We start from the raw sequence: 25454 nt of genomic DNA on the forward strand, positions 1-25454 counted from the left end.
GGTCTGGAACCTCGGCTCGTCCGTCCGGGCCTCGGGGGCCTCATGGACGAAAGGCCCGTATCGGCCGACGGCGCTGACCCGCCCGCGCCGACCGTCCGTGACCTCGCCGAACGGGTGGTGGCGAACCGCGCCCCGGAAGAGTCCGCGTACTTCGGCCCGACCGCTGGCGCGTACCTCGTGGGTACCGCACCGCGGCGGCCCGCCCGGTGGCCGTACCGGCCGCGCTGGCCGAACCGGCCGCGCTGGCCGAACCGGCCCTGCCACCGCCGGATCCCCACGGGCCTCGGCGTCCCGGAGGCGGCCGCCCTGGCCACCCCCGTCGTCCTGGCGGTGCTCACCGGCGCGGCCTCGGACCTGCTCGTCGGCCGGCTGCGCACCACCAGACGCCGGCGCAGGCCGACGCGGCGCGGCAGCCGGCCGCCCGGTCCGCGCTGGAGCCGTACCTGGTCCTGCGTCCCGGCGCCGTGCCGTGGGACCGGGCGTGCGCGGCAGGGGTACGCCGGGACCTTCAGGCCGACCTGAACGTGGCCACCGACCAGGGCCTGCAATTCTGGCGGGCGGGGGCCGTGACCTTGCTCGGGTCGAGTGACGATCCCGGGCTGGTGGCCCTTGCCGTAGCCGGGCGGGAGAACCTGCTGGGCGACAACGACCTGAGTACCGCGCAGGTCCTCACCGACGCCGAGGCGTACCGCGCGTACCGGTTCCAGGCCCGCAGCACCGCGCGCGAGGCAGCACTCCACCCACCGCGCCGGTCTATGCCGGCTCCTCCCGCGCGTACGTGAGGAAGCTGCGCGGCGGGCGGCCGGTGAGGCGCTCCACCGTGTCGGTGGTGCGGTCTTCCGATCCGTCGGCGACGGACCGGTCCAAGTCGGCCAGCAGCGTGGCGAATTCTCCAGGGACACCGGCGGCGGCCAGGCGGTCGCGGTACTGCTCGTGGCTGAGCCGCTGGTGCATCACCGTCCGCCCCCTCGCGCGCGTGAGGACGGCGGCGACCGTGTCGTAACTCAGCGCCTCGGGGCCGGTGACGACCAGGTCGGTGCAGGGGGCGCTCCGGTCGGTGAGGGCATGGGCGGCGACCGCCGCGATGTCGGTCGCGTCGACGAACCCGACGCGGCCGTCGCCGGTCGCGGTCGCGATCACGCCGTCCCCGCGGATGCTCCGCGCGTGCACATGCTCGCCGCCGAAGTTCTGCATGAACCACGACGGCCGCAGGACGGCCCACTCGTCGAACAGGCCGGGCAGCGCGTCGTGCACCCGGCCGACGGCGGGGCCGCCCCGGGCGATGGCCGAGGAGCTGAGGAGCACCACGCGCCGTACCCCGGCCGCGCGGGCCCGGTCGAGGAAGGGCAGTACGACGGCGGCCGGGTCACGGTCGCCGACGGGCGGTACGAGGTAGATCCGGTCCACGCCGCGCAGGGCTTCGGCATGCGTGGCCGGGTCGTACCAGTCGAACCGGACGGGCCGGGCGCCGGTCACCGGTGCCGCACGGCGGCTCGCGGCCCGGACCCCGCAGCCGAGCGCGGTCAGCCGGGCCACGAGGCGGCTGCCGGTGGTGCCGGTGGCTCCGGTGACCAGGACGGCGGGGCGTCGGCGGGCGGTCCGCCGAGCCGTCGTGGCCGGCGGGTCCGGGACAAGGGAATCGGGCATGGGCGGGCTCCCCGTACGATGTGGACCGTAGGTCCGCTTAGCTGGGCGGAACCACCATACGGACCAGTAGTCCGCTTTGTAAACGGGCGCCGTGACGTCTGAAGGAGGAGCCGTGACCGCACGCAAGGAGCGCGTGGACGCCGCACGCAACCGGGAGGCCGTGCTCGCCGCCGCCGACGGCCTCTTCGCCCGCAGCGACAGCCCGCGCGGCGTGTCCATGGACGACGTCGCGGCCGCTGCCGGGGTCGGCAAGGGCACCCTCTTCCGCCGCTTCGGCGACCGCACCGGCCTGATCCGCGCCCTCGTCGAGGCGCGGATCGCGCCGCTGCGCCTGGCAGTCGAGAGCGGGCCGGCACCGCTCGGCCCCGCCACCCCGCCGCACGAACGGGTACCGGCCCTGCTCGACGCCGTCGTCGGCTTCAAGCTGGCCAACCGGCATCTGGCCCTCGCCCTGGAGGAAGCGGGCAGCGGCAGCCCGTACCAGGCGGAGCACTACCAGTGGTGGCACTCCACCCTGCGGCAAACCCTGGACGGCCTTCCCCACTTCGCCGTGAGCGGCTCCGCCGACAGCAGCTTCACCGCGCACGCCCTGCTGGCCGCCACCCGCGCCGACCTCGTCGAGCACCTGGCCGGTACGGAAGGCATGACGGCGGAACGGATGCGGGCGCACGTCGCGGCGTACGCGAAGCAGGTACTCGGGCGGTAGGGACAGCCGGTCCGCGCACCCCGCAGCCGTAGGCAGCCGTACGGCGCCTACGCCGTCAGACAGGACAGGGCCACCGCGCCGTGCACGGCCGCGCCGACGGCGAGGGCCGGTTCGTCGTGCACGACCCGGCTGGAATGGTTGTCCGGCACCTGGCCCGGGGTCTGTCCCGGCGGGCAGGCGCCGAGGAACGCCATGGCTCCGGGCACCCGTTCCAGGACGAAGGCGAAGTCCTCGGCGGCCATGATCGGGTGGGGCAGCAGCCGGACGCGCGCGGGGCCGAGGAGCTCCGTCGCCGCCCGGGTGACCAGGTCGGTGAAGCCGGGGTCGTTGGCCACCACCGGTGTGACGTCCGGCAGTTCCACGTCGGCGGTCAGACCGTGCGCCGCCGCCACGCCGTCGGCCACCCGGACGATGCCGTCACGGACCTTCTTGCGGGTGGCGTCGGACAGGGTGCGGAAGGTGCCGGCGATCTCCGCCGTGTCGGGGATGATGTTGGTCGCCGCACCGGCGGTGACACGGGTGACGGTGAGGACCGCCGGTTCGAAGACATCGACCGTACGGGTCACCATCGTCTGCAACGCCTGGACGATCTCGCAGGCCACCGGCACCGGGTCGAGACCCCGCTGCGGCGCGGCGGCGTGCCCGCCCCGGCCGTGGACGGTGACGACCAGCATGTCGGCGGCGGCGGACTGCGGGCCGGGCCGCAGGTGGACGGTGCCGGACGGGTGCCGGGTGGTGATGTGCAGGGCGAACGCCGCGTCCACCGTCCCGCCGTCCGGCGTCTCCAGCACGCCTTCCTCGATCATCGGCTGCGCACCCCCGCAGATCTCCTCCGCGGGCTGGAACATGAACACCACCCGGCCCGCCAGCCGTTCCCTGCGGGCGGCGAGCAGACGGGCGGCGCCGAGCAGCATCGCGGTGTGGGTGTCGTGCCCGCAGGCGTGCATGACGCCCGGCGTGCGGGAGGCGAAGTCGAGCCCGGTCTCCTCGGTCTGCGGCAGGGCGTCCATGTCGGCACGGAGCAGGAGCGTCCGCCCCGGCCGGGCGCCGGTCAGCGTGGCGGTGACGGAGGTGAGCCGGTCGCCCGTGGCGACGGTCAGTGGCAGGCCGGACAGCTCGCGCAGCACGGTCTGCTGGGTGCGGGGCAGGGTGGTCCCCAGTTCCGGTGCACGGTGGATCTCACGGCGCACGGCGGTGATCCGCGGCAGCAGCCGCCGGGCGTCCTGGAGGAGCGCACGGTAGCCGCTGTCTCCCCGGGACCCGCTGCGGTCGCCCTCGTAGCCGCTGCCGTCTCCCGTGGGCCCGCTGTCGTCTCCCATGCGCCCATGATGAGATCGCGGCGCCCGTACGGCCAGAGGGCGCGCCCCGGTTCCGGCCGAAGCGCCGCGGGGGGAGCGGCCTCCGGCGGTGGTGCGCAAGCCGCCCGTACGGCCCACGTACCACCCCTCGCACCACCGCCGCGCACCGCCCCGGAGATCAGACCCCCGCGGCCTCCCGGGAACGCAGCCGCGTCAGAACCAGGTGTGCCACGACGCCGAACACCAGCCCCCAGAAGGCCGGACCGATGCCCGCGACGGTCACCCCGGACGCGGTGGCGAGGAACGTGATCAGGGCCGCCTCGCGGTCCTTCTCCTCCTTGACCGCGGCGGTCAGGCCGCCGGCCAGGGCACCGAAGAGCGCGACACCGGCCACCGCGGCGACCAGTTCCTTGGGCAGCCCGGCGAACAGCACGACGAGCGTCGACCCGAACGCGCCGATCAGGAGGTAGAAGAAGCCGCAGGAGACACCGGCCACGTACCGGCGGCGCGGGTCGCGGTGCGCCTCGGGGCCGGTGCAGATCGCCGCGGTGATCGCGGCGAGGTTGATCGCGTGCGACCCGAACGGAGCCAGGGCCGTGGACGCCAGCCCGGTCGAGCCGATGAGCAGCCGGTCGTCGGGCCGGTAGCCGGACGCGCCGAGCACGGCCATGCCGGGCGCGTTCTGCGACGCCAGGGTGGCCAGGATCAGCGGTACGGCGATCCCGATGAGCGAACCGGCCGAGAACGACGGCGCGGTGAACACCGGCTCGGCCGGCTCGACATGGTCGATGCGGATGTCCAGCCGCGAGGTGACCGCGCTGAACAGCACACCGGCGGCCAGTGCCAGCAGCACCGCGTACCGCGCGACGAAGCGCTTGCCCAGCAGATACGCCACCAGGACCGCGCCGGCGATCCACGGCGCGGTCCGCAGTGACGTGAACACTCCGGTGCCGAAGGAGAAGAGGATGCCCGCGAGCATCGCCGACACCACGGCCGTCGGAATCTGCCGCATCAGCCGCCCGAACACCCCCGTCAGTCCGACGAGGGTGATGACGGCCCCGGTGACGAGGAAGGCGCCGACGGCTTCGGCGTACGAGTACGCGCCCAGGCTGGTGACCAGGAGCGCCGCACCCGGGGTCGAAAAGGCCGTGATGACCGGCATCCGGGTGCGCAGGCTGAGGGCGATGCAGGTGACGCCGCTGCCGATGGATATGGCCCACACCCAGGAACTGGTCCGGCCCTGGTCCAGATGCCCGGCGTGGGCGGCCGCCAGCACGATGACCAGCGGCCCGGAGTACGACACGACGACGGCGACGAAGCCGGCCAGCACGGCCGACAGCGACGCGTCGCGGAACAGGGCCGGTCGTATCCGCGGCGAGCCGTCCGGTGGTGAGCCTTCCGTGGGGCCACCGGGGCCACCGGGGCCCGGGGGATTCGGTGGGACAGGGGTGCCGGCCGGCTGTATGTCGCGGGTGGTGTCCGAACTCAACGGTCTTCCTTTGCGGCGCGTTCCGGTGCCTGTTCCAGGTCGGCCGGATCCTCCGGACCGACGGATCATGTCCTTGAGGATGTGCTGCCCGGCCCCTCGAAGGCGCGGCGGTGCTCCACCAGGCTCTCCACCCCGCCCAAGGACGTGGCCCGGATGAAGAGTTCGCTGTTCTCTGCCGTGCGCAGGGAACGCTGCCAGTCTCCGTTGACGTGCAGGGACAGCATGCCACTGAAGCCGTCGCGCGGCGGCCGGGACGCGATCATGTGGCCGGGAATGGTCGGCAGCCCCGAGCACGCGACCCGGCTGACGTGCGGATGATCGGCGAAGCGCGCGACCGGCGCCTGAGCCGTGGCCGATATCTGCCGCAGCCGTTTTCACAACGGCTCGCGTCCCACGTGAGGTGCAGGCGGCCGATGTGCCGGACTGCGGCGATCAGCGCCGGCTCCGTCCGCCCTACTCGTGCGGAAGGCCGTCGGGAGGACGCGGAGGATCGTCCGGCGGACGTGCCTCGCCCGGTTCCCGCCCGCCCTCCCGCTCCCGCTCGATCAGCTCGGACAGCTGGAGTTGCAGGCGCCTGGCCTCGCCCGACCGGTGCTGGCTCCGGTACAGCTCCAGCGCCTGCTCCCACGCCTCACGGGCCTGGCCGGACCGGCCCAGGGCGGCGTACGCCTGGCCGAGGCCGTGCAGCAACACGGCTTCGTGGTAGGTGTTGCCGATGTCGCGCAGGAGACCGAGGGCCTGCCGGCCGTGTTCCAGGACGTCGGCGTACCGGCCCGTGCACAGTCCCAGGTAGGCGTGGACGCCCAGCGACAGCGCCTCACCGTTGCGGTTGCCGTGACTGCGGTGCAGCAGCAGCCCCTTCTCGCAGTACGCCCGCGCCTGCTCGAAGTGGCCCAACTGCGCGGAGTACCACGCCGACTGGTTGAAGCCGCGGGCCTCCCACTCCTGGTCCTCCAGTGCCTGGAACAGCGCGAGGGAACGGGTGGCGTGATCCAGCGCCGGCCGGGCTTGCCCCTGTTGCCCCCAGGCCCACGCGAGGACGCGGTGGGTGTGTGCCTGGCTCGGCACGTCTTCGGTACGTTCGGCGAGGGCCAGCGCCTGGTGCAGACGCTCCAGCGCCTCGGCGTGCCGGCCCGTCAGGGCGCACACCTCGGCGAGCAGGCGGTGCGCCGGAGCCTGGGCGGCCTCGTCCCCCAGATGCCGCGCGGCGGCCAGCCCGTCGCCCGCGACGGCAGCCTGATCGGCGAGCAGCCCGCGCCGCCAGTGATAGGTGTGCAGCGTCGGCGCCAGTTGCCACACGGCCCGGTGCCACCGCCGCTCGACGGCCAGCCGCTGCGCGGCCATCAGGCAGGGGTGTTCGGCGTCCAGCCACTCCAGCGCCGTGGTCTCGTCCGGCAGCGGCAGGGGGCGGCAGCCCGGCCTGGGCGGGGCCGGGGCCACCGACTCGCGGTGCGGATCGAGCACCTGGTCACCGGCGTAGGCCGTGTGCAGGTAGAAGTCCACCAGCCGCCGCAACGCCTCGTCGCGGCTGTCCGCCGCCTGGTGGGCGTGGGCCTGTTCGGACGCGTAGAGACGGATCAGGTCGTGCATCCGGTAGCGGCCGGGGGACGGCTGCGACACCAGGTGCGCGGTCTCCAGCTCCCGCAGCAGCGCGCGGGCCCGGGGCACGGAGAGCCCGGCGAGCGAGGCCGCGGCCGGCAGGCCGATCTCCGGCCCCGGCGCCAGCCCCACCAGCCCGAGCAGGACGGCCGCCTCGGCAGTCAGCGCGTCGTACGAGGACGAGAACGCCGCCCGCAGGTTCAGCGGAATCTCACCGGCGTCCAGCTCGTCGAGCCGGGTGGTGTGGTCCCGTAGTTCCTCGGCGAGCAGACGCAAGGGGAAGCCGGGGTGGGCGGTGGCGCGGGCGGCCACGATGCTCAGCGCCAGCGGCAGTCCGCCACAGCACTCCAGGAACGCGTCCACCGCCGCCGGCTCCGCGGCGACCCGCGCGTCGCCGAGGTGACCGGCCAGCAACTGGCGGGCCTCGGCCTCGGGGAGCACGTCCAGGTCCAGCGGACGGGCGCCGTGGGTGGTGACCAGGCCGGCCAGCTGACGGCGGCTGGTCACCAGCACCGTACTGGCCGAATTCCCCGGCAGCAGCGGGGCCACGTGCGAGGTGTCGCGGGCGTTGTCCAGCACGATCAGCAGCCGCCGGCCGGCGACCAGGCTCCGGTACAGACCCACCAGCGCGTCGAGGTCCGTCGGCATTCCGGCCGGGTCCACGCCGAGGGCGCCGAGGAATCCGCGTACCGCCTCCGTCGCCGTCACCGGTTCGCCGACGGGGGTGAAACCCCGCAGGTCGACGAAGAGCTGGCCGTCGGGGAACCGGTCGAGGTGCCGGTGCGCCCAGTGCAGCGCCAGCCAGGTCTTGCCGATGCCTCCAGCACCGCCGAGCGCCGAGATCATGACCGTGGCGCCGGTGTCCGCCGCGTCGTCCAGCGCGGCCGTGAGCGCGGTCAGTTCTCCGGCCCGGCCGGTGAACACCCGCGGTGCGGCGGGCAACTGGTGCGGCACCACCGGGCGCTCGCGCCCGGGATGCAGGTGCACCCCGCCGTGCACCACCCCGGCCTGCACCACATGCCCCTCGACCGGCGCGGACACCTCGTTGCGTACGTCCGCTCCGAGCAGCTCGCGGCCCTGGCTGTGCTGTTCCGTCGTCACCGCCTCCACCTTCCGCCCCGACACTCCGACCCGACGCTTCGGCCCGTCGAGTGTCCCGCGCAAACGGGACCGGCGGCGGGAGCCGGGCACAGCTCCACTCCCGCGAGTGAAGATCGGTTCGGCGGACGGCCGGTCCGGGCCGTCGACCGGGAGAAACCCGGCCGGAAGCGCCTCAGTCCCGTGCCAGCCGCGCCACTTCGGCGTCGTACTGCCCGGCCGCGAAGCGGAAGTCCGGCAGGCCCGGGCCGTCGGAGCTGTTCTCCCAGTCAGTCCAGAGCACGTCGGGACCTTCGCGGCGGATGGTCACCCGGACGGCGCCGCAACACGACGTGCTGCACTCGGGACCGGCCAGCAGCACCTCACGGGCGGTCTCACCGGCAGCCAGGGCGTCCCCTTCCAGCGACTCCCACAGATTGGTGACCCCTTCGTCGAAGACCTCGTCGAGGACGTCCCGTCCGTCGATCAGGGGGCGGATCTCCCCGGGAGCGAAGTAGCCGTCGTCCGGCGCGTCGGGGCTGACGCAGAAGAAGGTGATGGTGCTTATTTCAGGTTTCATCAAGTCATTGTGCGCAATGACAGGTTTTGCCGCCAATCATTTGACGGCCTCAGGAAAGCGTTTGACGTCGGTCGACGCGGGGCCGTCGGATGGCGCCCCATGAACGCCGAGCAGCGGCAGCAGACGCAGGAGATGCACCCCGCCCAGCAGCCCGTCGACGAGGACCTCGTACGGCGGCTGGTCGCCGGGCAGTTCCCCCGATGGGCGGGGCCGGCCGTGCGGCGGTTCCCGTCGGGCGGCACGGTCAACGCCATGTACCGGCTCGGCGACGACCTGGTCGTACGGCTGCCGCTCATCGCGGGCGGGGCCGCGGACGTGCTGATGGAGCGGGAGTGGCTGCCGCGCCTCGCGCCCCGGCTGCCCGTGGCCGTGCCCGAGGTGCTGGGGGCCGGGGAGCCCGCCGAGGGATACCCGTGGCCGTGGTCGGTGTACCGATGGCTCCCGGACGGGAACCCCGACGCGGGGACGCTGAGCGACCCCGCGCTGCTGGCCGGGGACCTGGCCGGGTTCGTGGCGGCGATGCGGAGCGTCACCGTACCGGGGGCGCCGACGGCCCATCGGGGCGGGCCGGTCGGCGGGCTCGACGCGGAGACCAGGGCGGCGATCGAGGAACTGCGCGGCATCCCGGAGGAGGGCGTCGACTGCGACGCGGTGACCGCCGTGTGGGAGGACGCGTTGCGGGCCCCGGCGTGGGACGGGCCGCCGGTCTGGCTGCACGCCGATCTGATGCCGGGCAACCTGCTGGTGGACGGCGGCAGGCTGACGGGAGTGATCGACTTCGGGTGCGCGGGCGCGGGCGATCCGGCCTGCGACCTCTTCCCGGCGTGGAACCTGCTGCCGTCCGACGCCAGGGCGGCCTTCCGCGAGGCGCTCGACGTGGACGAGGCGGCCTGGCGCCGGGGCCGGGGACGCACCCTCTCGCAGGCGCTGATCGCGCTGCCGTACTACCGGCGCACGAACCCGGCGATGGCGCGCACCGCCCGGCATGTGATCCGGGCGGCGCTGGGGGAGGGGTGAGTGCAGTGGGGGCGCGGCCCGGCGCAGAACGGGCCGCTGAGGGCAGACGGTCGCGACTCACCTCGGCTCACCATGGCGACCTCCCGCCCTCCGGGAGGACAATGCGGCATGACCGAACGGCGTGGTACGCCTTGCTACGGCGGGCTGTTGCCCGGCTCCGACGAGCCGCTGTCCCCGGCCCGTGAAGCGCGCATCCGGGAGCAGGGCGAGGAGTGTGCCCAGGAGGGTGCCCTCGCCGTCGAAAGGGCGCGGGCGGCGATGGGCGAGGTCCTGGTGGAGATCGGCCGCTTGAGCCCGCTGGTCGCCTTGATGGACGTGGACGACGGGGGCGACGAGAGCGGCCGGCGTGGCCAGCACTCCGGCGCCCCGTCGCCGGACGAGCGCTGCTGAGGCCGGCCCCGGATCGTCGGCACACCGCCGAGAGAGGTGCGCGATCCGGGGCCGGCCTTCGTGCGCGGACTCAACTGCTCGGCCCGCTGCGGCGAGGGGTCAGCAGGTCAGGTTGCCCCCCGTGGACGTGCCCAGAATCTGGGTGAACTTCTTGAAGTTGTTGACCCGGCTCTGCACCTGGCCGGGGTTGCCGTTGTTGCACTCCAGGCTGCCGTTGATGCTGCGGATCGTCTCGCCGAAGCCGCGGTCGTTGACGATCGCGTCGTGCGGCGTCATCGTGCCCGGGCCGCGCTGGGTGTTCCAGTACCAGAGGCCGGTCTTCCAGGCGACGGCCGAGTCCGTCTGGACCAGGTTCGGGTTGCGCAGCAGGTCGATGCCGAGCGCGTCGCCCGCCGCCTTGTAGTTGAAGTTCCAGCTGAGCTGGATCGGCCCGCGACCGTAGTAGGCCGCCTGGCCTGCCGGGCAGCCGTACGGCTGGTTGCGGTCGCAGTAGTGCGGGTAGTTGGCGGTGTTCTGCTCCACGACGTGGACCAGGCCGCCGGTCTCGTGGCCGACATTGGCGAGGAAGGCGGCGGCCTCGCGCTTCTTGATGGTGTCACTGCCCGTGTTGGCGAACCCGGGGTAAGCGCTCAGGGCGGCCTTCAGGCCGTTGTACGTGTAGAACGGGTTTCTGTTCGGGAACATCTGGTTGAACTGCGCCTCGCTCACCACGAAGCCGGACGGGTTGGTGCCGCCACCGCAGTTGTACGGCTCCCAGAACCAGGTGCTGATGACCGGGTCGTAGCCCGGGTTGTCGTGCGTGGCCCGGTAGTACTGGCCGTTCGTGTACTTGACGATGTCTCCGGTGCGGTACGCCTTGCCGGCGGTCCAGATGGAGAAGTTGCAGCTCGCGGCGGGTGCCGCGGGGCCGGAGGAGGGTGCTGCCGTAGCGGAGGGCGCAGCGACGGTGAGGGTCGCGGCACAGGCGGCGGCGGAGAGCACGGCGGCTATACGCTGCTTGAGCAACATGTGATCACTCCTCAGTGCGGCAGGGCCGCGTTCGGTCGGCGACGGACGGTCCGGCGCACGACGAGGACCACGGACCGCGCTCCGGTTCGCAAGCGCGATCACAGGTTGGTTGGTACTCAACTCGCTTGGTCTGTACCAGTCAAGGTGGCAGAGGTACAGATTCCGGATCGGACAACAAGCGGTCACCGGCTCGGGCGAAACGGGCAGGACGGACGCCCGACCCGGTGGGGTGGTCAGGTGAGCAGGCGGAACAAATGGGCGCAGGCGGCCGCTTCGTCCGGGTGGCGGCCGATGACGTGATGGGCGCCGCGTTCGTACGCGCCGGTCTCCCACGCGCCGTCCGGTGCCTGTCGCAGGAACAGGAAGTCAGGGGGCGTGGGGACCGGTTCGTGCACGCCTTCGATGCGGTAGTGGCCGTCGGCGACCCCTGCCGCGCGCAGCGCGGTGCGCACCGCCCACCGGTCCGGGGGAGCGTCCCTGTCCATGGAGGAAGCCATGGTGGTCACTTCACCACGGGCCCGCCACTCCGGCGTTCAGGTGGCCACCCGGGTGAGGAAGCCGTGCTCGACGAGCCACTTCACGTTCAGCCGCTGCCCCTGGCCCGGGTCCAGGAACACCGCGTCCAGCTTGATCTGCTGTCCGCCACCGGGCTGCTCGAACCACGGAGCGATGCTGCCCTGCCACACCCAGAACGGCTTCGCGACCTTGTAGACGTGGTAGTCGCAAGGCGCCGCGGGCTCGCGCGTGTTGAGGTTCTGCGGCGGCAGCGAGCGCTCGGCGTACGCGTCGCCCGCCGGTGCCAGGAAGCCGCCGAACTCCGAGCCGAAGCGGTCCAGCCGCTGGCCCGGGCGCAGCTTCGCGGGTTCCTTGTCGACCGTGCCGTTGACCTCGCCGAAACCGTCGTTGGGCGGGTACTTCCAGCCGCCCGTGTCCGCCGGCCCTTCCCAGTACTTCTTCAGGAAGGCCGGGTCCGACAGCTTGCCGGTCCTCTGGTAGCCCTTGAGCAGCGGTCCCACGGGCGCCTGTTGCTTCCCGGGCAGCCACTTCGGCCCGAGCCGGGCGTCCCCGTGGTACGTGCCCGTGCAGGGCTCGGGCTGGTGCCGCGACGCCGCGACCGGTGCGGTGACGGCCCGGTCGTCCGGCTGCGGCGCGGCGCTCGCGGCGGGCGCCGCCAGCAGACCGGCGGCGAGGCCGAGAGCGGCGCATATGGTGCGTATGCGGTTCGGGTTCATGCGGGGGTTCCTTCACGCGCTGATGATCCAGCAGGACGGTCCGCAGAGTAGACGTACCGTCTCGGGGGATGTCATGGGCGCGTCGCCTTCCGGCCAGGGCGGGTTCCCCGGCGGTGATCGGCCTTCCCCGCGGCTGCCCCGCGTTCCGCCCCCGGAGCCGTCCCCGTCCCCGCGGCTCTCCCCGCCCGCCGCCGGACGGGCCGCGACGCGCCGCGTCCAAGCCCGGGCACGGCGGGCGGTGGCGGGCATCGGCGCTCAACTCTCCACGTGGAGGACGATGACGCAGGTGTCGTCCTCCGGATTGGTGTGCAGGACGGACAGCAGGGTCTCCAGGTGCTCCTCAGGGCTGCCGGCGGCACCTCGGCGGGCGGTGGCCAGCAGCAGGTCCTCGCGGTTGCCGGCCCGGTCGGCGCGGCGCTCCACCAGGCCGTCGGTGTAGAGGATCAGGCGGTCGCCGGGGGCCAGGGGGAGCGTCTTGCAGACGTAGCCGGGGTCGAGGCTGGCGCCGAGGGTGGTCCCGTCGTCGTTGACCAGTTCGGTGGCCCGTCCGCCGCGTACGAGCACGGGCGGCGGGTGACCGGCGCGGGCCCAGGACAGCGTGCGCCGTACCGGGTCGAAATGACCGACGACGGCGGTCGCCGTCAGCGACTCGTCGTGGCCGTGGAAGGCGACGAGGTTGAGGCATTCGAGGACGCGCGCCGCGTCGGCACCGGTGTACGCGATCCCGAGCAGCGCGTTGCGCAACTGCGCCATGCCGGCGGCGGCCTGGAGCCCGTGCCCGAGTACGTCGCCGATGGCGATCAGCACCCGGCCGTCGGGCAGCGGCGTGGCCTCGAACCAGTCACCGCCCACGCGGGCGCAGTTCTCGGCGGGCTGGTAGCGGATGGCCGCGCGCAGGCCCGGCAGGGCGGTGTGGGCCCGCGGCAGCAGGGCCAGTTGCAGTTCCTCGGCCATCCGCAGCTGCCGGCGTTCGGCCTCCCGCCGGGTGGCGTCCAGCGCCGCCTCCACCCGCCGGACGCGGGAGACGTCCTGGACGACCCCGCGCAGCGCCACCGGATTGCCGAGACTGTCGCGGACCAGCTCGGCGTTGACGCTCACGTGGCGCAGCCGGCCGGCGGCACGCGTACGGACCTCGAACCACACCGGGCCGTGGTTGCGGGAGAGCGACTGCACGGCCCGGACGACGGCGGGCAGGTCGTCCTCGACGACGTACCCGCAGAGCGCGCCGAGCGACACCGGGCCGCTGCCCGGGGCGAGGCCGAAGAAGTCGTACATCCGCCGTGACCAGGTGGCCTCGCCGGTGGCCAGGTTCCACTCCGCCCAGCCGAGATCGGCCAGCCGCTCGGCGTCGTCGATGCGGGCCGTCAGCCGCGCCTGCTCGTCGTGGAACTGCCAGCTCACCAGCAGCCCGCCGCCCACCCGCCGGGCCCGTACGCTCAGCAGGGCCGGATGCAGGACGCCCCGCCGCGGCTCCTCGTACGGGAACGGGTCCAGGTCCAGCGGCTCTCCGGTCTCCAGGACCGTCACACAGGCGTCGAAGATCCCCGAGAGGAGCATGCCGGGGAAGACGTCGAGCAGGCGGCTGCCGGTGATCTGCTCGGACGTACGGTCCAGGAGGCCGGTGGCGTGCGCGTTGCAGCGGTCGACGGTGAACTGGGCCACCCGGCCGAGCGGGTCGCGTACCGGGAAGAGCAGCGCCGCCGGTACGGGGACGGCGTCGAGGGCCGCGCCCAGCCAGGCCGCCCGCACGCCGTCGTCCGGCAGTCCCAGGGCGGCCAGTCCGCGCAGCCGCCGTCCGGCGCAGTCCGTCAGGGCCTCCAGCCGCGCCCGGGCCGCGGGGGCCGTGGGCGCGGAGCCCGGCCTGATGACGCTGACGACGCAGACCAGGGCGTTGGCGCCGGCGCCCGTCCTCGCTCCCGTGCCGGTGGCGGATTTCCGGACTCCGGCGGCGTGGGGCGCGTCCGGCGCGTCGCTCCTGGCCGAGATCCAGCTCAGTGTGCGGCCGCCGGCCTCGTCGTCGAGCCACACATGGTGGTCCGTCCTGGCCGTGCGGGCCAGCGGGAGGATGCGGTGCAGGGGCATCTGCGACCAGTCGCCGTCCGTCCGCGCGGCGGGGCCGGCGGCTCCGGTCAACCGGAGCGCGCCTTCCATGTCGAGGACGGCCAGCAGCACCGCTGTGGCGCCCGAGGGTTCGACCCGTTCGTAGAGCCGCTGCGCCAGTTCGGCCGGGCCGGGGGCGGTGGCCAGTTCCACGGCGCCGTCGGTCGGGCCGCGGCTGATGCCGGGGGCGTGGGAGGGGCCGGAGCTGTGCTGGACCGTTCCGGCACGGCCGTCGGCCCGGGTTGCCCGCAGGGCGCGGTGCTCCGCGTCGCCGGTCAGGCTTCCGGTGCCGCGCACCGTTCCGGCGGAGGCAGCCGAGCCGTTCTCCGGGACACCGGGAACGGCTCCGGCACCGGAACGCGCCGGGACGGCCACCGCCTGGCCAGGGAGGCCCGCATCGGCGACGCCCCGGACCCGTGCGGTCCCTCCCCGCGCCCCCGCGTCGCGCACCGTCTCTCCGGCCGTCGCCGCGGGAGCCTCCAGCAGTCCGAGCAGCCCGCTCGCGCAGGCACGGGCCTGCGCCGCGTCGCACCCGAGATGCCGGACGAGGAGTTCCGCGACGCGCGCGGCACTCGGCACAGCCCCGGTCATCGGCTCGCTCCCCCGTGGGGGACCGCCCTTCTCCGGCCGGGAACCGGCAACGCCGTTGTCGCACCGGACCATGGCACCTCGTCGCCTCTTCGAAGGCACCCGCGCCCGCCCCGCGGTCGCCGCGGACGGCGTACGGAAGGCACCCGCACGCGACCGGTCGGGGGAGCCTGCCTCATGACGGCTGATATTCAACAGCGCCCATCCGATCACCGTGAGAAGTGGCCGGTAATGACCCATGCCTTTGCCGTACTGCCTCCAAGAGCAAGGAGGCGAGCGGCCACTGACCGAAATCGATCGGCCCTCCGTGGTGCGGCAGTGGAGACCGAGGTGCCGGGAACGGGGTGCCGGTGGCAGGGACGCCGGGCCGAGCCGGCCCGTGCGACTCCCTCCCTCTCGCCAACTTCACGCAAAATGTGTTAACAATGCAGCAGGCCTCTGCCGCACAAGCCGTCCGCCGTCATCCGCGCGATGCCGCCCGCCGACTCCCGAGGGACGCCCGCCCATGCCCGCTCCGCTGCCCGCCCACGTACCCGCGACCATGCGCGCCGCCGTACTGCACGCGCCGAAGGACCTGCGGATCGAGGAGCGGCCCGTGCCGGTCCCCGGGCCGGGGCAGGTGCTGGTCCGCGTCGAAGCTGTCGGCATCTGCGGCTCCGACGTGCACTACTACGAGCACGGACGGATCGGTGACTTCGTCGTCCGCGCCCCGATGGTGCTCGGCCACGAACCCGGCGGCACCGTCGCCGCCCTCGGGCCTGGCGCCTGCCTGCACCGGCCGGGACAACTGGTGTCGCTCGAACCCGGCATCCCGTGCGGCACCTGTACGCAGTGCCGCCACGGCCGCTACAACCTGTGCCCCGACGTGTCCTTCTACGCGACACCGCCGGTCGACGGCGCCCTGTGCGAATACGTCGTCATCGACGAGCACTTCGCCCACCCCGTCCCGGACGCGCTGACGGCCGAGACCGCGGCCCTGCTGGAGCCGCTGTCCGTCGGTGTGTGGGCGGCGCGCAAGGGGCGGGTCGGCACCGGTTCGCGGGTGCTGGTCACCGGCGCCGGGCCGATCGGCCTGGTCGCCGTCCAGACGGCCCGCGCCTTCGGCGCCACCGAGGTCGTCGTCACCGACATCGCACCCGAACGGCTCGCGCTGGCCCGCGAATTGGGGGCCACCGACACCGTCGACGTACGGACTGCCCGGCTCGCCGACACCGGGTACGTCCCCGACGTGCTCCTGGAGTGCTCCGGCGTCCCGGCCGTCGCCGACGAGGCGATCCGGGCCGTCGGCCGGGCCGGCCGCGCGGTGCTGGTGGGGATGGGCGGGGACACCGTGCCGCTGCCGCTCGCCCATGTGCAGAACTTCGAGATCGAGGTCACCGGCACCTTCCGGTACGCCAACACCTGGCCCGCCGCCATCGCCCTGGCCGCCTCGGGCGACGTACGGCTGGACCGGCTGGTCTCCCACCGTTACGGCCTGGAGCAGGCGGAACAGGCCCTCACCGCGGCCGCCCGCGACCGTACGACGATCAAGCCCCTGGTGTGTCCGCTGCCCGGCTGACCGCCGCGGCCACGGAGGGAAGGAACGCCGGATGCCCGCCAAGGCACGCTTGTCACAGGCCGCCGTCGAACAGCGGCGGCAGGACGTCCTGCGGTACGTCGCCGACCGAGGCGCCCTGCGTATCGACGCGCTCGCCGACCGCTTCGGCGTCAGTCTGATGACGATGCACCGCGACCTGGACGACCTCGCCGGACGCCGGCTGCTCCGCAAGGAGCGGGGGCGGGCGGTGGCCTTCCCCGCGCTGACCATGGAGACCGCCACCCGCTTCCGGGAGAGCGCCGGCCTGGCGGCCAAGACGGCGCTGTGCGCGGCGGTGGCCGGCCTGATCACGCCGGGCAGCACCCTGCTGATGGACGACTCCACCACCCTCTACCCGCTGGCCGGGATGCTGGCCTGGCGGGGCCGGGACGCGCGGCTCACCGTGGTCACCAACTCCGTCGGCCTGGCGCAGCGCCTGGGCGGGGCACCCGGCGTGGACGTCACGCTGCTCGGCGGCCGGTACCAGAGCGAGTTCAACTCCTGTACCGGCCCGGACGTCACCCGTGGTCTCGCCCGGCGCCACGCCGATTTGGTGCTGATGTCCGCCACCGCCGTCCTCGACGGGCACCTCTTCCATCCGCTGCGGGAGTACGCCGAGGTCAAGGAAGCCATGCTGGCCGCAGCCGACCGGGCCGCCCTGGTGGTGGACAGTTCGAAGCTGGGCAGGCGGGCCACGTACGCGTACGGCACCGCCGCCCGTTACGGAACGGTCGTCACCGACAGCGCGGCCCCCGCCGCGGAACTCGCGGCCCTGCGGGCCACCGGCGCCGCCGTCCGGGTCGTCGAGCCGGGCGCGGGGTGAAACCGGGCCCGGCCGGATGCGGCAGATGGTGCCGTAGGCGCCGGTTCACGGGATTCAGATGCCGTCCGGGGGAAGGGCGGCGACCGTGTCGAGCAGACGGTTGACCTCGGCCAGTGCTTCCCGGCCGGTGTCGGAGTCGCGCTGCGCGGGGTCGTCGAGGACGTCGGCGGTACAGGCCAGCAGCTGGTACATCGCACCGATGGGCTTCAGGCCCCAGGAAGCGCTGAGCAGGATGTGGGTGATGACGGGGGCGGTGAGCCGGCCGCCGTTGTCGTCACGGGCGAGCACCAGGGCCAGGGCCAGGTTGCGGTCCGCGTCGTCCGGCTGCCACGGCCCGCCGAGGTCGCGGGTGAGGGTGGTGGCCTGGGACCGGATGTCGGATGCCGCGTTCATGGTCCGACGGTGCCACACCGCACCCCGCTTCCGGCGGGGGCGCCACCGGGCCCGGCGCGCGTTTCGCCTGCGTCCCCGGCCACGTCACTCCGCCGGGTGAAGACGGCCGCCGTCCGGCGTACGGCGGTGCGGCGCTGGGCAGGCCCTGGGCGCGCAGGGCCCGGCGGTCCCGAAGCGGTCGGGAAGCCGGGGCGCCGCGCGGAGAGGGGAGCGCCATGGAAGCGGACCTGGTGTACGAGCCGCCCGTGGTGGAGGAGCTCGGGGACTTCGCCGGGCTGACGCTCGGTTCGGACGTCGGCACGTTCTTCGAGGGCGGCTACGCCCCCTGGTACTGGCAGATCCCGCCGACGGGCTGACCGGACTTGACCGACGACATGTGGTTCGCGGTCCTCCCCGACGGCGAGAACGCACCGGCCGCGGCGAGCGTGCTGCGGTCCGGCGCGACCGAGGTGGTCTCCCACCACTCCGGCCGCCCGTGGCTGGTGGGCAGCTGGCCCGCCGGTCAGCTGGTGACCGCCGCGGTGGGCACGGCGCGGCTGGCGGTGATCGGGCGGTGCCCGGTCACCGTCGACGCGCTGACGGACCGGCTGCGCCGGATCCGGGACATCACCGGCGCCGAGGGCGCGCTCGCCGGGCTCGCGGGCAGCTTTCACGCGGTGCTCTCCGCGGGCGGCCGGGTCCGGGTGCGCGGCAGCGCCTCGTCCGTACGCCGGGTCTTCCATGCCCGAGTCGGCGGTGTGACGGTGGCGGCGAGCCGGGCCGACGTCCTGGCGTCGGCATGCGGCGCGCCCGTGGACGAACGCCAGTTGGCGCTCCGCCTGCTGGCATCACCTCCTCCGTATCCGCTCGCCGACGGCGGCTGCCTGTGGCGCGGAGTCCACGCCGTACGCGACGGCCACGGCCTGCTGCTGGAGGCGGACGGCCGGGCCACCGCCCGGCGGTGGTGGACCCCGCCGGACCCCGAACTCCCGCTCGCTCAGGGAGCGGACGCGGTACGCCGGGCGTTGACCGCCGCGGTGGACTCCTGCACCGCCGAACACAAGACCGTCAGCTCGGACCTCTCCGGCGGGATGGACTCCACGAGCCTGTGCTTCCTCGCCGCGCGCGGACCGGCCCGCCTGGTCACCTTCCGCTGGGAGAGCGTCGATCCGGCGAACGACGACGCCGCCTGGGCCGCGCGGGCGACCGCCCGGCTCCCCGGCGCCGAGCACGTCCTGCCCGGCCGGGCAGGCGCGCCCCTGTGGTTCAGCGGCATGGACGGCCTGGACGGGGCCGGGGACGAGCCGGGCGTCTGGGTTCGGGACAGCGCCAAACTCACCACCCTGGCCGGGCTGATGACCGCGCGCGGGTCGGCGCTGCACCTCTCGGGCGGCGGCGGGGACGAACTGTTCGCCGCCCTTCCGCCGTACCTGCACGACGTGCTGCGCCGCCACCCGAGGTCCGTGCCCGGCCGCGTACGCAGACAACGGGCGGCCCGACCTCGGCCCCTGCTGCCGCTGCTGCGCGGACTGGCGGACCGCAGCACCTTCAGCCGATGGCTGACCGCCTGGGCCGATCACCTCGTCCCGGACCCGGCGAAGCCGCCTCCCGCGCGCTTCATGTCCGGCACGGCCTGGGGGACGTTCTCGCCCATGCCGCCGTGGGCCACTTCGGCAGCGGTCGGCGCGGTCCGGTCCCTCCTGCGCGAAGCGGCCGCCGACGCCCCCGAGGCACTCGCGGCACAGCGTGGCCAGCACGCCGCGCTGGCCGGTGTGCAGATGTGCGGCCGCGCGTTCCGGCAGGTCGACCAGGCCGCGACCGGGCTGGGACTCCCGTATGCCGCGCCCTTCCTGGACGACAGCGTGATCGAGGCCGCGCTGTCCGTACGGGTCGCCGACCGCGGCGCCCCCGACCGCTACAAGCCGGTGCTCGCCACCGCCATGCGGGGCGTCGTCCCCGACGACCTGCTGGCGCGGTCCACGAAGGGCGAGTACACCGCCGACTTCTACTTCGCCCTGCGCCGCAACCGTGGCGCGCTCGCCGAGCTGTTCAACGAGTCGCGGCTGGCCCGCGCCGGGCTCCTGGACACCGCGGCCCTCGCGGCCGGCCTGGCCCGTCCGCACCTGCCGCCGGACGTGATGCGCGCCCTGGACAACACCCTGGCCTGCGAGGTCTGGCTGCGGCACGCCATCAGGCCGCCCGGCGGCTGACCGGACCGGCGGGCACCCGGGGCGCCCGCCGGCCGGGGGTCACGGCTTGGGCAGGACGCAGCCCGGCCGCCCGAGGTCGAGCTTGTTGCCGGTGCCGAAGCACTTGGGTATCTCGTACGTCTCCTGGGCGTAGCCGATGCCCCGGCGTACGCTCACCTGGCCGTTGGCGTCCACCTCGCACGGGTTGTTCATCGTGCAGCGCTGACCGCTCTCATTGATCGTGTTGTTGACGGCCGCCACCTTGCCGGAGGCGACGTCGACCACCGGCGACCCCGAGGTGCCGCCGATGACCTTGCACGGGGCGGTGTAGCGGACCGAGTCCTTCCAGGTCCAGTCGCCCTCCTTCAGCCGGTACGCGAAACCGTCCACGTTGCAGTTGTAGGTCTTCTTCCAGTAACCGGAGACGACGCTGATCGCGGCGCCCTTCACGGGGTGCGTGGTGGCCATGTCCAGCGCCTTGATGCCGTAGCGCTGCTTTATCTGGGCGTAGGTGGAGGAGAGTTCGTAGATCGAGACGTCGGTGTCGGTCATCGTGCCGTAGGTGATCTTGGTGGCGCGCACCGTGCCGAGGTTGCCGGCCGAGGCGCTGAGCACGGTGAAGCTGCGGCTGGACGGCCGGTCGACGACGACCTCGCCCGCACCGGGCATCCCGCTCTCCAGACAGTGGCCGTTGGACATGACCAGGGCCGGGTCGTTGTCCGTCGAGGTGGGCATCCGGACGATCGCCCCCGAGCAGTTGCTGAGGGCCACCGTGCCGGCGAAGGACACCGCCCGGGGAGCCGCCGCACCGGCTCCGGTGAGCGTGACGTCCGTCGTGCGCTGGAGCGAGGGTGCCGCCGTGTGCCCGGCGGCGTCCGAGGGTGTGGCGGCACCGGCGGTTCCGGCGGTGCCCACGAGGGCGGCGGTACCCAGGACGGCCGTGGCCAGGGCACCGACGAGAGGGCTTCTCATGTGGGGGTCCTCTCAGAATCTGTGGCCGAAGTTCCTTCGGCTTTGACGTGCGCATTGTTGGGGCAACGGGGGCTGCTGGCAACAAGTTCGCCGTAACCGGCGGAAAGTTGTTCGGATGTGCCGGGTGGGCGGGACGGCCGGGAGTGGGGGCAACGGCGGGACGAGGGACGGGGGACGAATCCGGACCGAACCCCCGAACCTGACACCTCCCGCATCCGGACGGTTGGCTGCCGCCGCGTTTTCTCATGCGTTTCTCACAAACGCGGCGCGCGTCGTCCGGCGTTACCTGGCGATACCTCGTCGACCTGCACCGCGGCCGAAGTCCAGGAAGTTCGCGGGCGTTGTGGACATGAGGCAGGCGAGGTGTCGTACGCTAAACTCCGCGATCCGTTCGCGCATTTTCCGCTGTTTACCGTAAAACTCGGACAGATTGCCGCCGCACCGTCGTTAAGGACCCGGATGCTTTACGCCGCGCCCCCACACCCTCCCGGCCCGCAGGGAGAGGTGCGGCGGCCCAGACTGCGGGTCCTCGACGGGCTGCGGCTGCTGGCCGCCCTGATGGTCCTGGCGTATCACTACATCACCCTGCGCGACGGCTGGGGTGACGATCCGCAGGCATTCTCCCCGCTCGTCTACCACCTGTCGGAGTACGGGTGGCTGGGCGTCGAAGTCTTCTTTCTGATCAGCGGGTTCGTCATCTGCATGAGCGCCTGGGGGCGTTCGCTCGGCGATTTCGTGACATCCCGCGTCTCCCGCCTCTATCCGGCCTACTGGGTCGCCGTGCTGCTGACGGCGGCGGTCCTGACGGTGTGGCCGAACGTCCGCAGCGCGGACAACTGGGAGACGGTGCTGACGAACCTCACCATGCTCCAGCAGGGACTCGGCGTGCCCGACGTGGACGACGCGTACTGGACGCTGTTCATCGAGCTGAAGTTCTACCTGCTGTTCGCCGTCGTGGTCTTCCGCGGGGTCACGTACCGCCGTTGTGTGCTCTTCTGCGGCCTGTGGACCGTGGCCGGGGTGGTGGCGCTGAAGTCCAACAGCGACCTGCTCTCGGTGTGGGCGATCGCGCCGTACTCCCCGTACTTCATCGCGGGCATCGCCTTCTACCTCATGCACCGGTTCCGGCCCACCGCCTTGCTGTGGGCGATCGTGGCGGTCTCCTTCCTGCTGGCCCAGCACTATCTGCACGGCCGGCTGGTGATGAATCTCGGGGCGAAGGCGGACCTGGCGCAGGGATGGCCGGTACGGCTGGCCGTCCTGGCGGCCTTCGCGCTGATGGCCGCCATCGCGCTCGGGTGGTTCGACAGACTCCAGTGGCGCTGGCTGTCCACGGCCGGATCGCTCACGTATCCGCTCTACCTGCTCCACATGTACGTGGGTTTCACCCTCATCGACCTGCTGCGCGACCGTGTTCCCGCTCTGGCCCTGCTGCCGGGCATCGTCCTTCTCATGCTGGCTCTTTCCTGGCTGGTGCACCGATTCGTCGAACGGCCGCTGGGCCGGAAACTCCGGACGTCCATGCAGAAAAGCGTGGAAGAAATGCGATTCCACTCGCGGGCGAAAGTGGCCGGAGCTTCCGTGCCGCCGGCGGAGAAAAGCAGGGACATCGTGCGCGAGGAGCGGAAACCGGACGCGGAATTGCTGCGCTGACGGTCCGGGGAGACCGCGGCGACTCGCAGAGAACTCCCGCCCCGCCCATCCCGTACGTCCTCCCCTGCACCTTTTAACCCGTCCCGTTTCACCTACGCCTTTTCGTTTCCTTTCCTTTCGCCGCTCGTTGAAGCGGGTGCCGACGGCGCCGGACGAAGAAGGCCGGTGCCGACCGGCATTCCCCACGCGACGGAGGGAAGACGTCAGGGATGAGCGGTGAGATGTGGGTGATCGTGGTGATCCTGGCGGTCCTGCTCGCGGCGATGGTCGGCGCGGCGATCGTGCTCCTGGTCAAGGTGGTCCGCGCGCGCCACGCCCTGCGCGACGCGGGCGTCCCTTTGGAGAACAAGCTCGCGTACTGGGGTGCGCTGCTCTACGTGATCTCCCCGGTCGACCTGCTGCCGGACCCGGTCCTGCTCGACGACATCGGCGTGCTCCTGCTGGCCCTCCGGTCGTTGCAGGCGGCGGCCGAAGCCTCGGGGGCGGGCAAGGGGAAGCGGTCCACGGCGGCGCCGGAGGTGGAGGCGGAAGCCTGAGGTGCGGCGAGCGTCCGATGCGGCCTCGCAGGCCCGGCGCATCGGGTGCACCGAGGCCCGCCCGTACGGCGTCACCGGCCAGGATGTCCGCTGCCTGGGTACGGCACCCCCAGGCAGCACGCCGAACCCCCGCCTAGCCTTGCCATATGGACGACAACCACCTGGGAGACTTCCTGCGCGCGCGCCGCGCCGGGCTGCGGCCGGAGGACATCGGCATGGCGAGTTACGGGACCCGCAGAGTCGCCGGACTGCGCCGCGAAGAGGTCGCCGTCCTGTCCGGAATGAATGCCGACTACTACACCCGCCTGGAACAAGGGCGTGAGCGCAACCCCTCACCGCAGGTGCTCGACGCCCTCAGCCGCGCGCTGCGTCTCGGAGCCGACGCCCGGACGCACCTGTACAGGCTGGCCGGGGCGGCCCCGGCCGACCGGCCTTCTCCGTACGCCGCCCGGACGGTCACCCCGGCACTGCGTCAGTTGATGGACGGATACCCCGGCACCCCGGCCTTCGTGCTCAGCCCGACCCTGGACCTGCTCGCCGCCAACGCCCTGGCCGAGGCCCTCTTCGCCCCGTTCCGGCCGGCGGACAACCTGGCCCGTATGGTCTTCGCCGACCCCGCGGGCCGGAGCTTCCACGCGGACTGGAACGCGGCGGCCGAGGCCACCGTCGCCGGCCTGCGCCAGGCGACCGGCCACGATCCGGACCATCCCCGGCTGCGCGAACTCGTCCGTACCCTCTCCGGACACAGCCCGGACTTCGCCCGCCTGTGGAACGCCCACGCCGTACGCGGCAAGACCCAGGGCGCCAAGCACCTCCTGCACCCGGACGTCGGCCCCCTCACCCTCACCTACCAGGCTTTCGACGTCCGCGACGCCCCCGGCCAGCAACTCGTCATCTACCACGCCGAACCGGGCAGCCCGAGCGCCCAGGCCCTCGGCCTCCTCGGCACCCTCCATGCCACCCGACGCGACACCGGGGCGGGGTCCGGTCACCGTGCCGACGCCGGCGGTCACACCCGCTCCTGAGAGATCGCGATCGTGGTGGGTTCGTGGTCGCGGACGGTCTTCCACACGGCCTGGCTTCTCACCTCGTGGGCCCACCGGTCGACATCGCCGTCCGAGCCGAAGACGAACCATGAACCAAAGTGGCCGAGAGTGCGCAGTCCGGGGGCAGGGGCGTACCGAAGTGCGCAGTGCACCTGTACGTAGTGATCGTGCTCGCCGTCCTCGTCCTCGACCTCGAACTGTCGGGACAGGTCCAGTGTGAACGCGGGCGGACCGTCCAAGGCGAAGGTGCCGTACTCGAACAGCAGGCTGTCGGCATCGGGCGTCGCCGGGGTGGCGAAGCATTGTCGGGCGAAGCGGATATAGGCGCGCCACGCTTGTTCCGCGGCCGCGGTGGTGAGTGGTGCGGTCCGGCCTGTGACGGCGTGCAGCTCTGCCTGGAGGCGGGCGGCTGCTTCGTCCACGGGGCGGACGCCGGACTTGTCGTGCTTCACGCCCTGTTCCTCGCTCGCGCCACCGACTCCCGCTCGATGAACTCCGTCGGCAGCGTGGTGTGTTCGGGGGGGTGCGTGCCGCCCTCCACGCGGGCGATCAGGGCGCGTACGGCCTGGGCGCCGAGTTCCTGGACGGGCTGGGCCACGACGCTGATGCGGGGGCGTACGGCGCGGGCCCAGTCGGTGTCGTCGAAGGTGATCACGGAGAGGTCTTCGGGGACGCGCAGGCTCAGTTCGCGTGCGGCGGACAGCACGCCGAGCGCGACCAGGCTGTCCGTGGCGAAGACCGCGGTGGGCGGTGCGGGGGAGTCCAGCAGGTCGCGGGCGAGGAGGGCCGGGTCCTGGCCGTGGAAGGCGCCGGTGCGCAGATACGTCCCCGTGTCGTCGATGCCTGCTTCGCGGAGGGCGGCGCGGTAGCCCGCCATGCGCGCGAGGCCGGTGGAGCCGGGGTCCACCGGGTCGTCGGCGGCGTCGTTGCCGACCAGGCTGACCAGGGCGATCCGCCGGTGTCCCACGGCGAGCAGGCGGCGTACGGCGTCCTGTGCCGCGCCGTGGTTGTCGACGGTGACGGAGTCCAGGTCGAGGCGGGGTACCCGCCGGTCGAGGAGGACGACGGGGCAGCCGCCGGTGTGCGCGGCCGTGAGGTGGGCGGTGTCCGTGGTGGAGGCGGGGGAGACGATCAGGCCGTCGACGTGCCGGTCGCGCAGGGTTTTCACGGCGGCCCGTTCGGCGGCCGGGTCCTCGTCGGTGTTGGCCAGCAGGACCTGGTAGCCGGCGGCGCGGGCGGCGTCGGTGATGCCGCGGGTGACGCCCGCGAAGAACGGGTTCTGGATGTCGGCGACGACCGCGCCCAGCGTGTGCGTACGGCCGGTGATCATGGACCGGGCGAGCTGGTTGGGGCGGTAGCCGAGTTTCTGCGCGGCGGCCCGTACGCGTTCGCGCGCCTCGGGGCTGACGGAGCCGTAGTCGGCGAGGGCCCGGGAGGCGGTGGACCGGGAGACGCCCGCCTCGCGGGCGACGTCGGGGATCGTGGCGGGCCGGTGCGGGCCGCTGCGTCGGTTCGTCGTCATGGCCTCGCCAGGCTATCGGCTGTGCAGGGGTATT

General features: G+C 73.1%; 26 protein-coding genes. 12 read left to right on the forward strand and 14 right to left on the reverse strand.

Going from position 1 to position 25454, the window contains the following annotated elements; translation table 11 throughout:
• Positions 1-42 precede the first annotated feature (42 nt).
• Both OEIGOIKO_RS37975 and OEIGOIKO_RS37980 read left to right on the forward strand, forming a co-directional pair.
• Positions 43-522: a hypothetical protein gene (locus OEIGOIKO_RS37975; RefSeq protein ID WP_125057849.1), complete on the forward strand. Its 480-nt coding sequence runs from the start codon at positions 43-45 to the stop codon at positions 520-522.
• A 2-nt stretch (positions 523-524) separates the two neighbouring features.
• Positions 525-782, forward strand: a complete 258-nt coding sequence (locus tag OEIGOIKO_RS37980; protein ID WP_125057850.1) for a hypothetical protein — start codon at positions 525-527, stop codon at positions 780-782.
• On the opposite strand, the gene OEIGOIKO_RS37985 is transcribed toward OEIGOIKO_RS37980, so the two are convergent.
• Positions 754-1647 (reverse strand): NAD(P)H-binding protein, encoded by an 894-nt coding sequence (locus OEIGOIKO_RS37985; RefSeq protein ID WP_125057851.1) that lies wholly within the window; start codon positions 1645-1647, stop codon positions 754-756. The two genes, OEIGOIKO_RS37980 and OEIGOIKO_RS37985, sit on opposite strands and share 29 nt — an antisense overlap.
• Before the next feature lie 112 nt (positions 1648-1759).
• On the opposite strand from OEIGOIKO_RS37985, the gene OEIGOIKO_RS37990 reads away from it, so the two are divergent.
• Positions 1760-2353, forward strand: coding sequence for a TetR/AcrR family transcriptional regulator (locus tag OEIGOIKO_RS37990; RefSeq protein WP_125057852.1), 594 nt, complete (start codon positions 1760-1762; stop codon positions 2351-2353).
• 47 nt (positions 2354-2400) lie between these two features.
• Here OEIGOIKO_RS37990 and OEIGOIKO_RS37995 read toward each other — a convergent pair whose 3' ends face one another.
• From OEIGOIKO_RS37995 to OEIGOIKO_RS38015, 5 genes are all read right to left on the reverse strand, one after another.
• Positions 2401-3672 (reverse strand): M20 metallopeptidase family protein, encoded by a 1272-nt coding sequence (locus tag OEIGOIKO_RS37995; RefSeq protein WP_125057853.1) that lies wholly within the window; start codon positions 3670-3672, stop codon positions 2401-2403.
• Positions 3673-3829: 157 nt separating this feature from the next.
• Positions 3830-5140, reverse strand: coding sequence for a benzoate/H(+) symporter BenE family transporter (locus tag OEIGOIKO_RS38000; RefSeq protein ID WP_371859003.1), 1311 nt, complete (start codon positions 5138-5140; stop codon positions 3830-3832).
• 65 nt (positions 5141-5205) lie between these two features.
• Complete coding sequence (locus OEIGOIKO_RS38005) at positions 5206-5508, reverse strand: PLP-dependent transferase (RefSeq protein ID WP_307721269.1); 303 nt, start codon at positions 5506-5508, stop codon at positions 5206-5208.
• 85 nt (positions 5509-5593) lie between these two features.
• Entirely contained in the window at positions 5594-7840 is a 2247-nt protein-coding gene (locus OEIGOIKO_RS38010; RefSeq protein WP_125057854.1) for an ATP-binding protein, read from the reverse strand.
• A 172-nt stretch (positions 7841-8012) separates the two neighbouring features.
• Positions 8013-8396: a hypothetical protein gene (locus tag OEIGOIKO_RS38015; RefSeq protein WP_125057855.1), complete on the reverse strand. Its 384-nt coding sequence runs from the start codon at positions 8394-8396 to the stop codon at positions 8013-8015.
• Positions 8397-8528: 132 nt separating this feature from the next.
• Here OEIGOIKO_RS38015 and OEIGOIKO_RS38020 point away from each other — a divergent pair, with 132 nt between their 5' ends.
• Together OEIGOIKO_RS38020 and OEIGOIKO_RS38025 are read left to right on the forward strand one after the other, a co-directional pair.
• A complete protein-coding gene (locus OEIGOIKO_RS38020; protein ID WP_125059497.1) occupies positions 8529-9413 on the forward strand; it encodes an aminoglycoside phosphotransferase family protein in 885 nt (294 codons plus the stop codon).
• A gap of 108 nt (positions 9414-9521) precedes the next feature.
• Positions 9522-9803 carry a hypothetical protein gene (locus tag OEIGOIKO_RS38025; protein ID WP_125057856.1) on the forward strand — a complete coding sequence of 94 codons (282 nt, stop codon included), beginning with the start codon at positions 9522-9524 and terminating at the stop codon, positions 9801-9803.
• Between the two features lie 99 nt (positions 9804-9902).
• On the opposite strand, the gene OEIGOIKO_RS38030 is transcribed toward OEIGOIKO_RS38025, so the two are convergent.
• From OEIGOIKO_RS38030 to OEIGOIKO_RS38045, 4 genes are all read right to left on the reverse strand, one after another.
• Positions 9903-10811: a glycoside hydrolase family 19 protein gene (locus tag OEIGOIKO_RS38030; RefSeq protein ID WP_125057857.1), complete on the reverse strand. Its 909-nt coding sequence runs from the start codon at positions 10809-10811 to the stop codon at positions 9903-9905.
• Positions 10812-11044: 233 nt separating this feature from the next.
• Positions 11045-11308: a hypothetical protein gene (locus OEIGOIKO_RS38035; protein WP_246177823.1), complete on the reverse strand. Its 264-nt coding sequence runs from the start codon at positions 11306-11308 to the stop codon at positions 11045-11047.
• A gap of 36 nt (positions 11309-11344) precedes the next feature.
• The gene (locus tag OEIGOIKO_RS38040) at positions 11345-12043 is read right to left on the reverse strand and encodes a TNT domain-containing protein (RefSeq protein ID WP_125057858.1); all 699 of its coding nucleotides are present in this window, start codon (positions 12041-12043) and stop codon (positions 11345-11347) included.
• A gap of 255 nt (positions 12044-12298) precedes the next feature.
• On the reverse strand, positions 12299-14734 hold the full coding sequence (locus OEIGOIKO_RS38045) for a PP2C family protein-serine/threonine phosphatase (RefSeq protein ID WP_125057859.1): 2436 nt from the start codon (positions 14732-14734) through the stop codon (positions 12299-12301).
• Between the two features lie 502 nt (positions 14735-15236).
• Here OEIGOIKO_RS38045 and OEIGOIKO_RS38050 point away from each other — a divergent pair.
• Entirely contained in the window at positions 15237-16289 is a 1053-nt protein-coding gene (locus tag OEIGOIKO_RS38050) for an NAD(P)-dependent alcohol dehydrogenase (protein ID WP_125057860.1), read from the forward strand.
• Between the two features lie 31 nt (positions 16290-16320).
• The gene (locus OEIGOIKO_RS38055) at positions 16321-17130 is read left to right on the forward strand and encodes a DeoR/GlpR family DNA-binding transcription regulator (RefSeq protein WP_125057861.1); all 810 of its coding nucleotides are present in this window, start codon (positions 16321-16323) and stop codon (positions 17128-17130) included.
• Between the two features lie 54 nt (positions 17131-17184).
• Here the strand turns inward: OEIGOIKO_RS38055 and OEIGOIKO_RS38060 are convergent, their stop codons facing one another.
• Positions 17185-17523 carry a hypothetical protein gene (locus tag OEIGOIKO_RS38060; RefSeq protein ID WP_125057862.1) on the reverse strand — a complete coding sequence of 113 codons (339 nt, stop codon included), beginning with the start codon at positions 17521-17523 and terminating at the stop codon, positions 17185-17187.
• Positions 17524-17738: 215 nt separating this feature from the next.
• On the opposite strand from OEIGOIKO_RS38060, the gene OEIGOIKO_RS41965 reads away from it, so the two are divergent.
• Together OEIGOIKO_RS41965 and OEIGOIKO_RS38070 are read left to right on the forward strand one after the other, a co-directional pair.
• Complete coding sequence (locus OEIGOIKO_RS41965; RefSeq protein WP_170251969.1) at positions 17739-17879, forward strand: lasso RiPP family leader peptide-containing protein; 141 nt, start codon at positions 17739-17741, stop codon at positions 17877-17879.
• Between the two features lie 6 nt (positions 17880-17885).
• Complete coding sequence (locus OEIGOIKO_RS38070; RefSeq protein ID WP_125057864.1) at positions 17886-19712, forward strand: asparagine synthase-related protein; 1827 nt, start codon at positions 17886-17888, stop codon at positions 19710-19712.
• A 39-nt stretch (positions 19713-19751) separates the two neighbouring features.
• Here the strand turns inward: OEIGOIKO_RS38070 and OEIGOIKO_RS38075 are convergent, their stop codons facing one another.
• The gene (locus tag OEIGOIKO_RS38075; RefSeq protein WP_125057865.1) at positions 19752-20663 is read right to left on the reverse strand and encodes a trypsin-like peptidase domain-containing protein; all 912 of its coding nucleotides are present in this window, start codon (positions 20661-20663) and stop codon (positions 19752-19754) included.
• 504 nt (positions 20664-21167) lie between these two features.
• On the opposite strand from OEIGOIKO_RS38075, the gene OEIGOIKO_RS38080 reads away from it, so the two are divergent.
• The 3 genes from OEIGOIKO_RS38080 to OEIGOIKO_RS38090 all read left to right on the forward strand — a co-directional run bounded on the left by OEIGOIKO_RS38080 (position 21168) and on the right by OEIGOIKO_RS38090 (position 23877).
• Positions 21168-22316 carry an acyltransferase family protein gene (locus tag OEIGOIKO_RS38080; RefSeq protein WP_246177826.1) on the forward strand — a complete coding sequence of 383 codons (1149 nt, stop codon included), beginning with the start codon at positions 21168-21170 and terminating at the stop codon, positions 22314-22316.
• Between the two features lie 209 nt (positions 22317-22525).
• Positions 22526-22852 (forward strand): YkvA family protein, encoded by a 327-nt coding sequence (locus OEIGOIKO_RS38085; RefSeq protein ID WP_125057867.1) that lies wholly within the window; start codon positions 22526-22528, stop codon positions 22850-22852.
• 146 nt (positions 22853-22998) lie between these two features.
• On the forward strand, positions 22999-23877 hold the full coding sequence (locus tag OEIGOIKO_RS38090; protein ID WP_125057868.1) for a helix-turn-helix transcriptional regulator: 879 nt from the start codon (positions 22999-23001) through the stop codon (positions 23875-23877).
• Here OEIGOIKO_RS38090 and OEIGOIKO_RS38095 read toward each other — a convergent pair.
• Both OEIGOIKO_RS38095 and OEIGOIKO_RS38100 read right to left on the reverse strand, forming a co-directional pair.
• Positions 23862-24350 (reverse strand): hypothetical protein, encoded by a 489-nt coding sequence (locus OEIGOIKO_RS38095; RefSeq protein ID WP_218040033.1) that lies wholly within the window; start codon positions 24348-24350, stop codon positions 23862-23864. The two genes, OEIGOIKO_RS38090 and OEIGOIKO_RS38095, sit on opposite strands and share 16 nt — an antisense overlap.
• A complete protein-coding gene (locus OEIGOIKO_RS38100; protein WP_125057869.1) occupies positions 24347-25420 on the reverse strand; it encodes a LacI family DNA-binding transcriptional regulator in 1074 nt (357 codons plus the stop codon). The genes OEIGOIKO_RS38095 and OEIGOIKO_RS38100 overlap by 4 nt, the downstream gene beginning before the upstream one ends.
• Positions 25421-25454 lie beyond the last annotated feature (34 nt).

This window comes from Streptomyces paromomycinus, from assembly GCF_003865155.1.
Classification (GTDB): domain Bacteria; phylum Actinomycetota; class Actinomycetes; order Streptomycetales; family Streptomycetaceae; genus Streptomyces; species Streptomyces chrestomyceticus.

Bases quoted from the DNA above. Each gene is read 5' to 3' on its own strand.
- OEIGOIKO_RS37975 (WP_125057849.1), top strand. From the start codon at position 43: ATGGACGAAAGGCCCGTATCGGCCGACGGCGCTGACCCGCCCGCGCCG.
- OEIGOIKO_RS37985 (WP_125057851.1), bottom strand. From the start codon at position 1,647: ATGCCCGATTCCCTTGTCCCGGACCCGCCGGCCACGACGGCTCGGCGG.
- OEIGOIKO_RS37995 (WP_125057853.1), bottom strand. From the start codon at position 3,672: ATGGGAGACGACAGCGGGCCCACGGGAGACGGCAGCGGCTACGAGGGC.
- OEIGOIKO_RS38015 (WP_125057855.1), bottom strand. From the start codon at position 8,396: ATGAAACCTGAAATAAGCACCATCACCTTCTTCTGCGTCAGCCCCGAC.
- OEIGOIKO_RS38020 (WP_125059497.1), top strand. From the start codon at position 8,529: ATGCACCCCGCCCAGCAGCCCGTCGACGAGGACCTCGTACGGCGGCTG.
- OEIGOIKO_RS38025 (WP_125057856.1), top strand. From the start codon at position 9,522: ATGACCGAACGGCGTGGTACGCCTTGCTACGGCGGGCTGTTGCCCGGC.
- OEIGOIKO_RS38030 (WP_125057857.1), bottom strand. From the start codon at position 10,811: ATGTTGCTCAAGCAGCGTATAGCCGCCGTGCTCTCCGCCGCCGCCTGT.
- OEIGOIKO_RS38035 (WP_246177823.1), bottom strand. From the start codon at position 11,308: ATGGCTTCCTCCATGGACAGGGACGCTCCCCCGGACCGGTGGGCGGTG.
- OEIGOIKO_RS38040 (WP_125057858.1), bottom strand. From the start codon at position 12,043: ATGAACCCGAACCGCATACGCACCATATGCGCCGCTCTCGGCCTCGCC.
- OEIGOIKO_RS38045 (WP_125057859.1), bottom strand. From the start codon at position 14,734: ATGACCGGGGCTGTGCCGAGTGCCGCGCGCGTCGCGGAACTCCTCGTC.
- OEIGOIKO_RS38050 (WP_125057860.1), top strand. From the start codon at position 15,237: ATGCCCGCTCCGCTGCCCGCCCACGTACCCGCGACCATGCGCGCCGCC.
- OEIGOIKO_RS38055 (WP_125057861.1), top strand. From the start codon at position 16,321: ATGCCCGCCAAGGCACGCTTGTCACAGGCCGCCGTCGAACAGCGGCGG.
- OEIGOIKO_RS38060 (WP_125057862.1), bottom strand. From the start codon at position 17,523: ATGAACGCGGCATCCGACATCCGGTCCCAGGCCACCACCCTCACCCGC.
- OEIGOIKO_RS41965 (WP_170251969.1), top strand. From the start codon at position 17,739: ATGGAAGCGGACCTGGTGTACGAGCCGCCCGTGGTGGAGGAGCTCGGG.
- OEIGOIKO_RS38075 (WP_125057865.1), bottom strand. From the start codon at position 20,663: ATGAGAAGCCCTCTCGTCGGTGCCCTGGCCACGGCCGTCCTGGGTACC.
- OEIGOIKO_RS38085 (WP_125057867.1), top strand. From the start codon at position 22,526: ATGAGCGGTGAGATGTGGGTGATCGTGGTGATCCTGGCGGTCCTGCTC.
- OEIGOIKO_RS38090 (WP_125057868.1), top strand. From the start codon at position 22,999: ATGGACGACAACCACCTGGGAGACTTCCTGCGCGCGCGCCGCGCCGGG.
- OEIGOIKO_RS38100 (WP_125057869.1), bottom strand. From the start codon at position 25,420: ATGACGACGAACCGACGCAGCGGCCCGCACCGGCCCGCCACGATCCCC.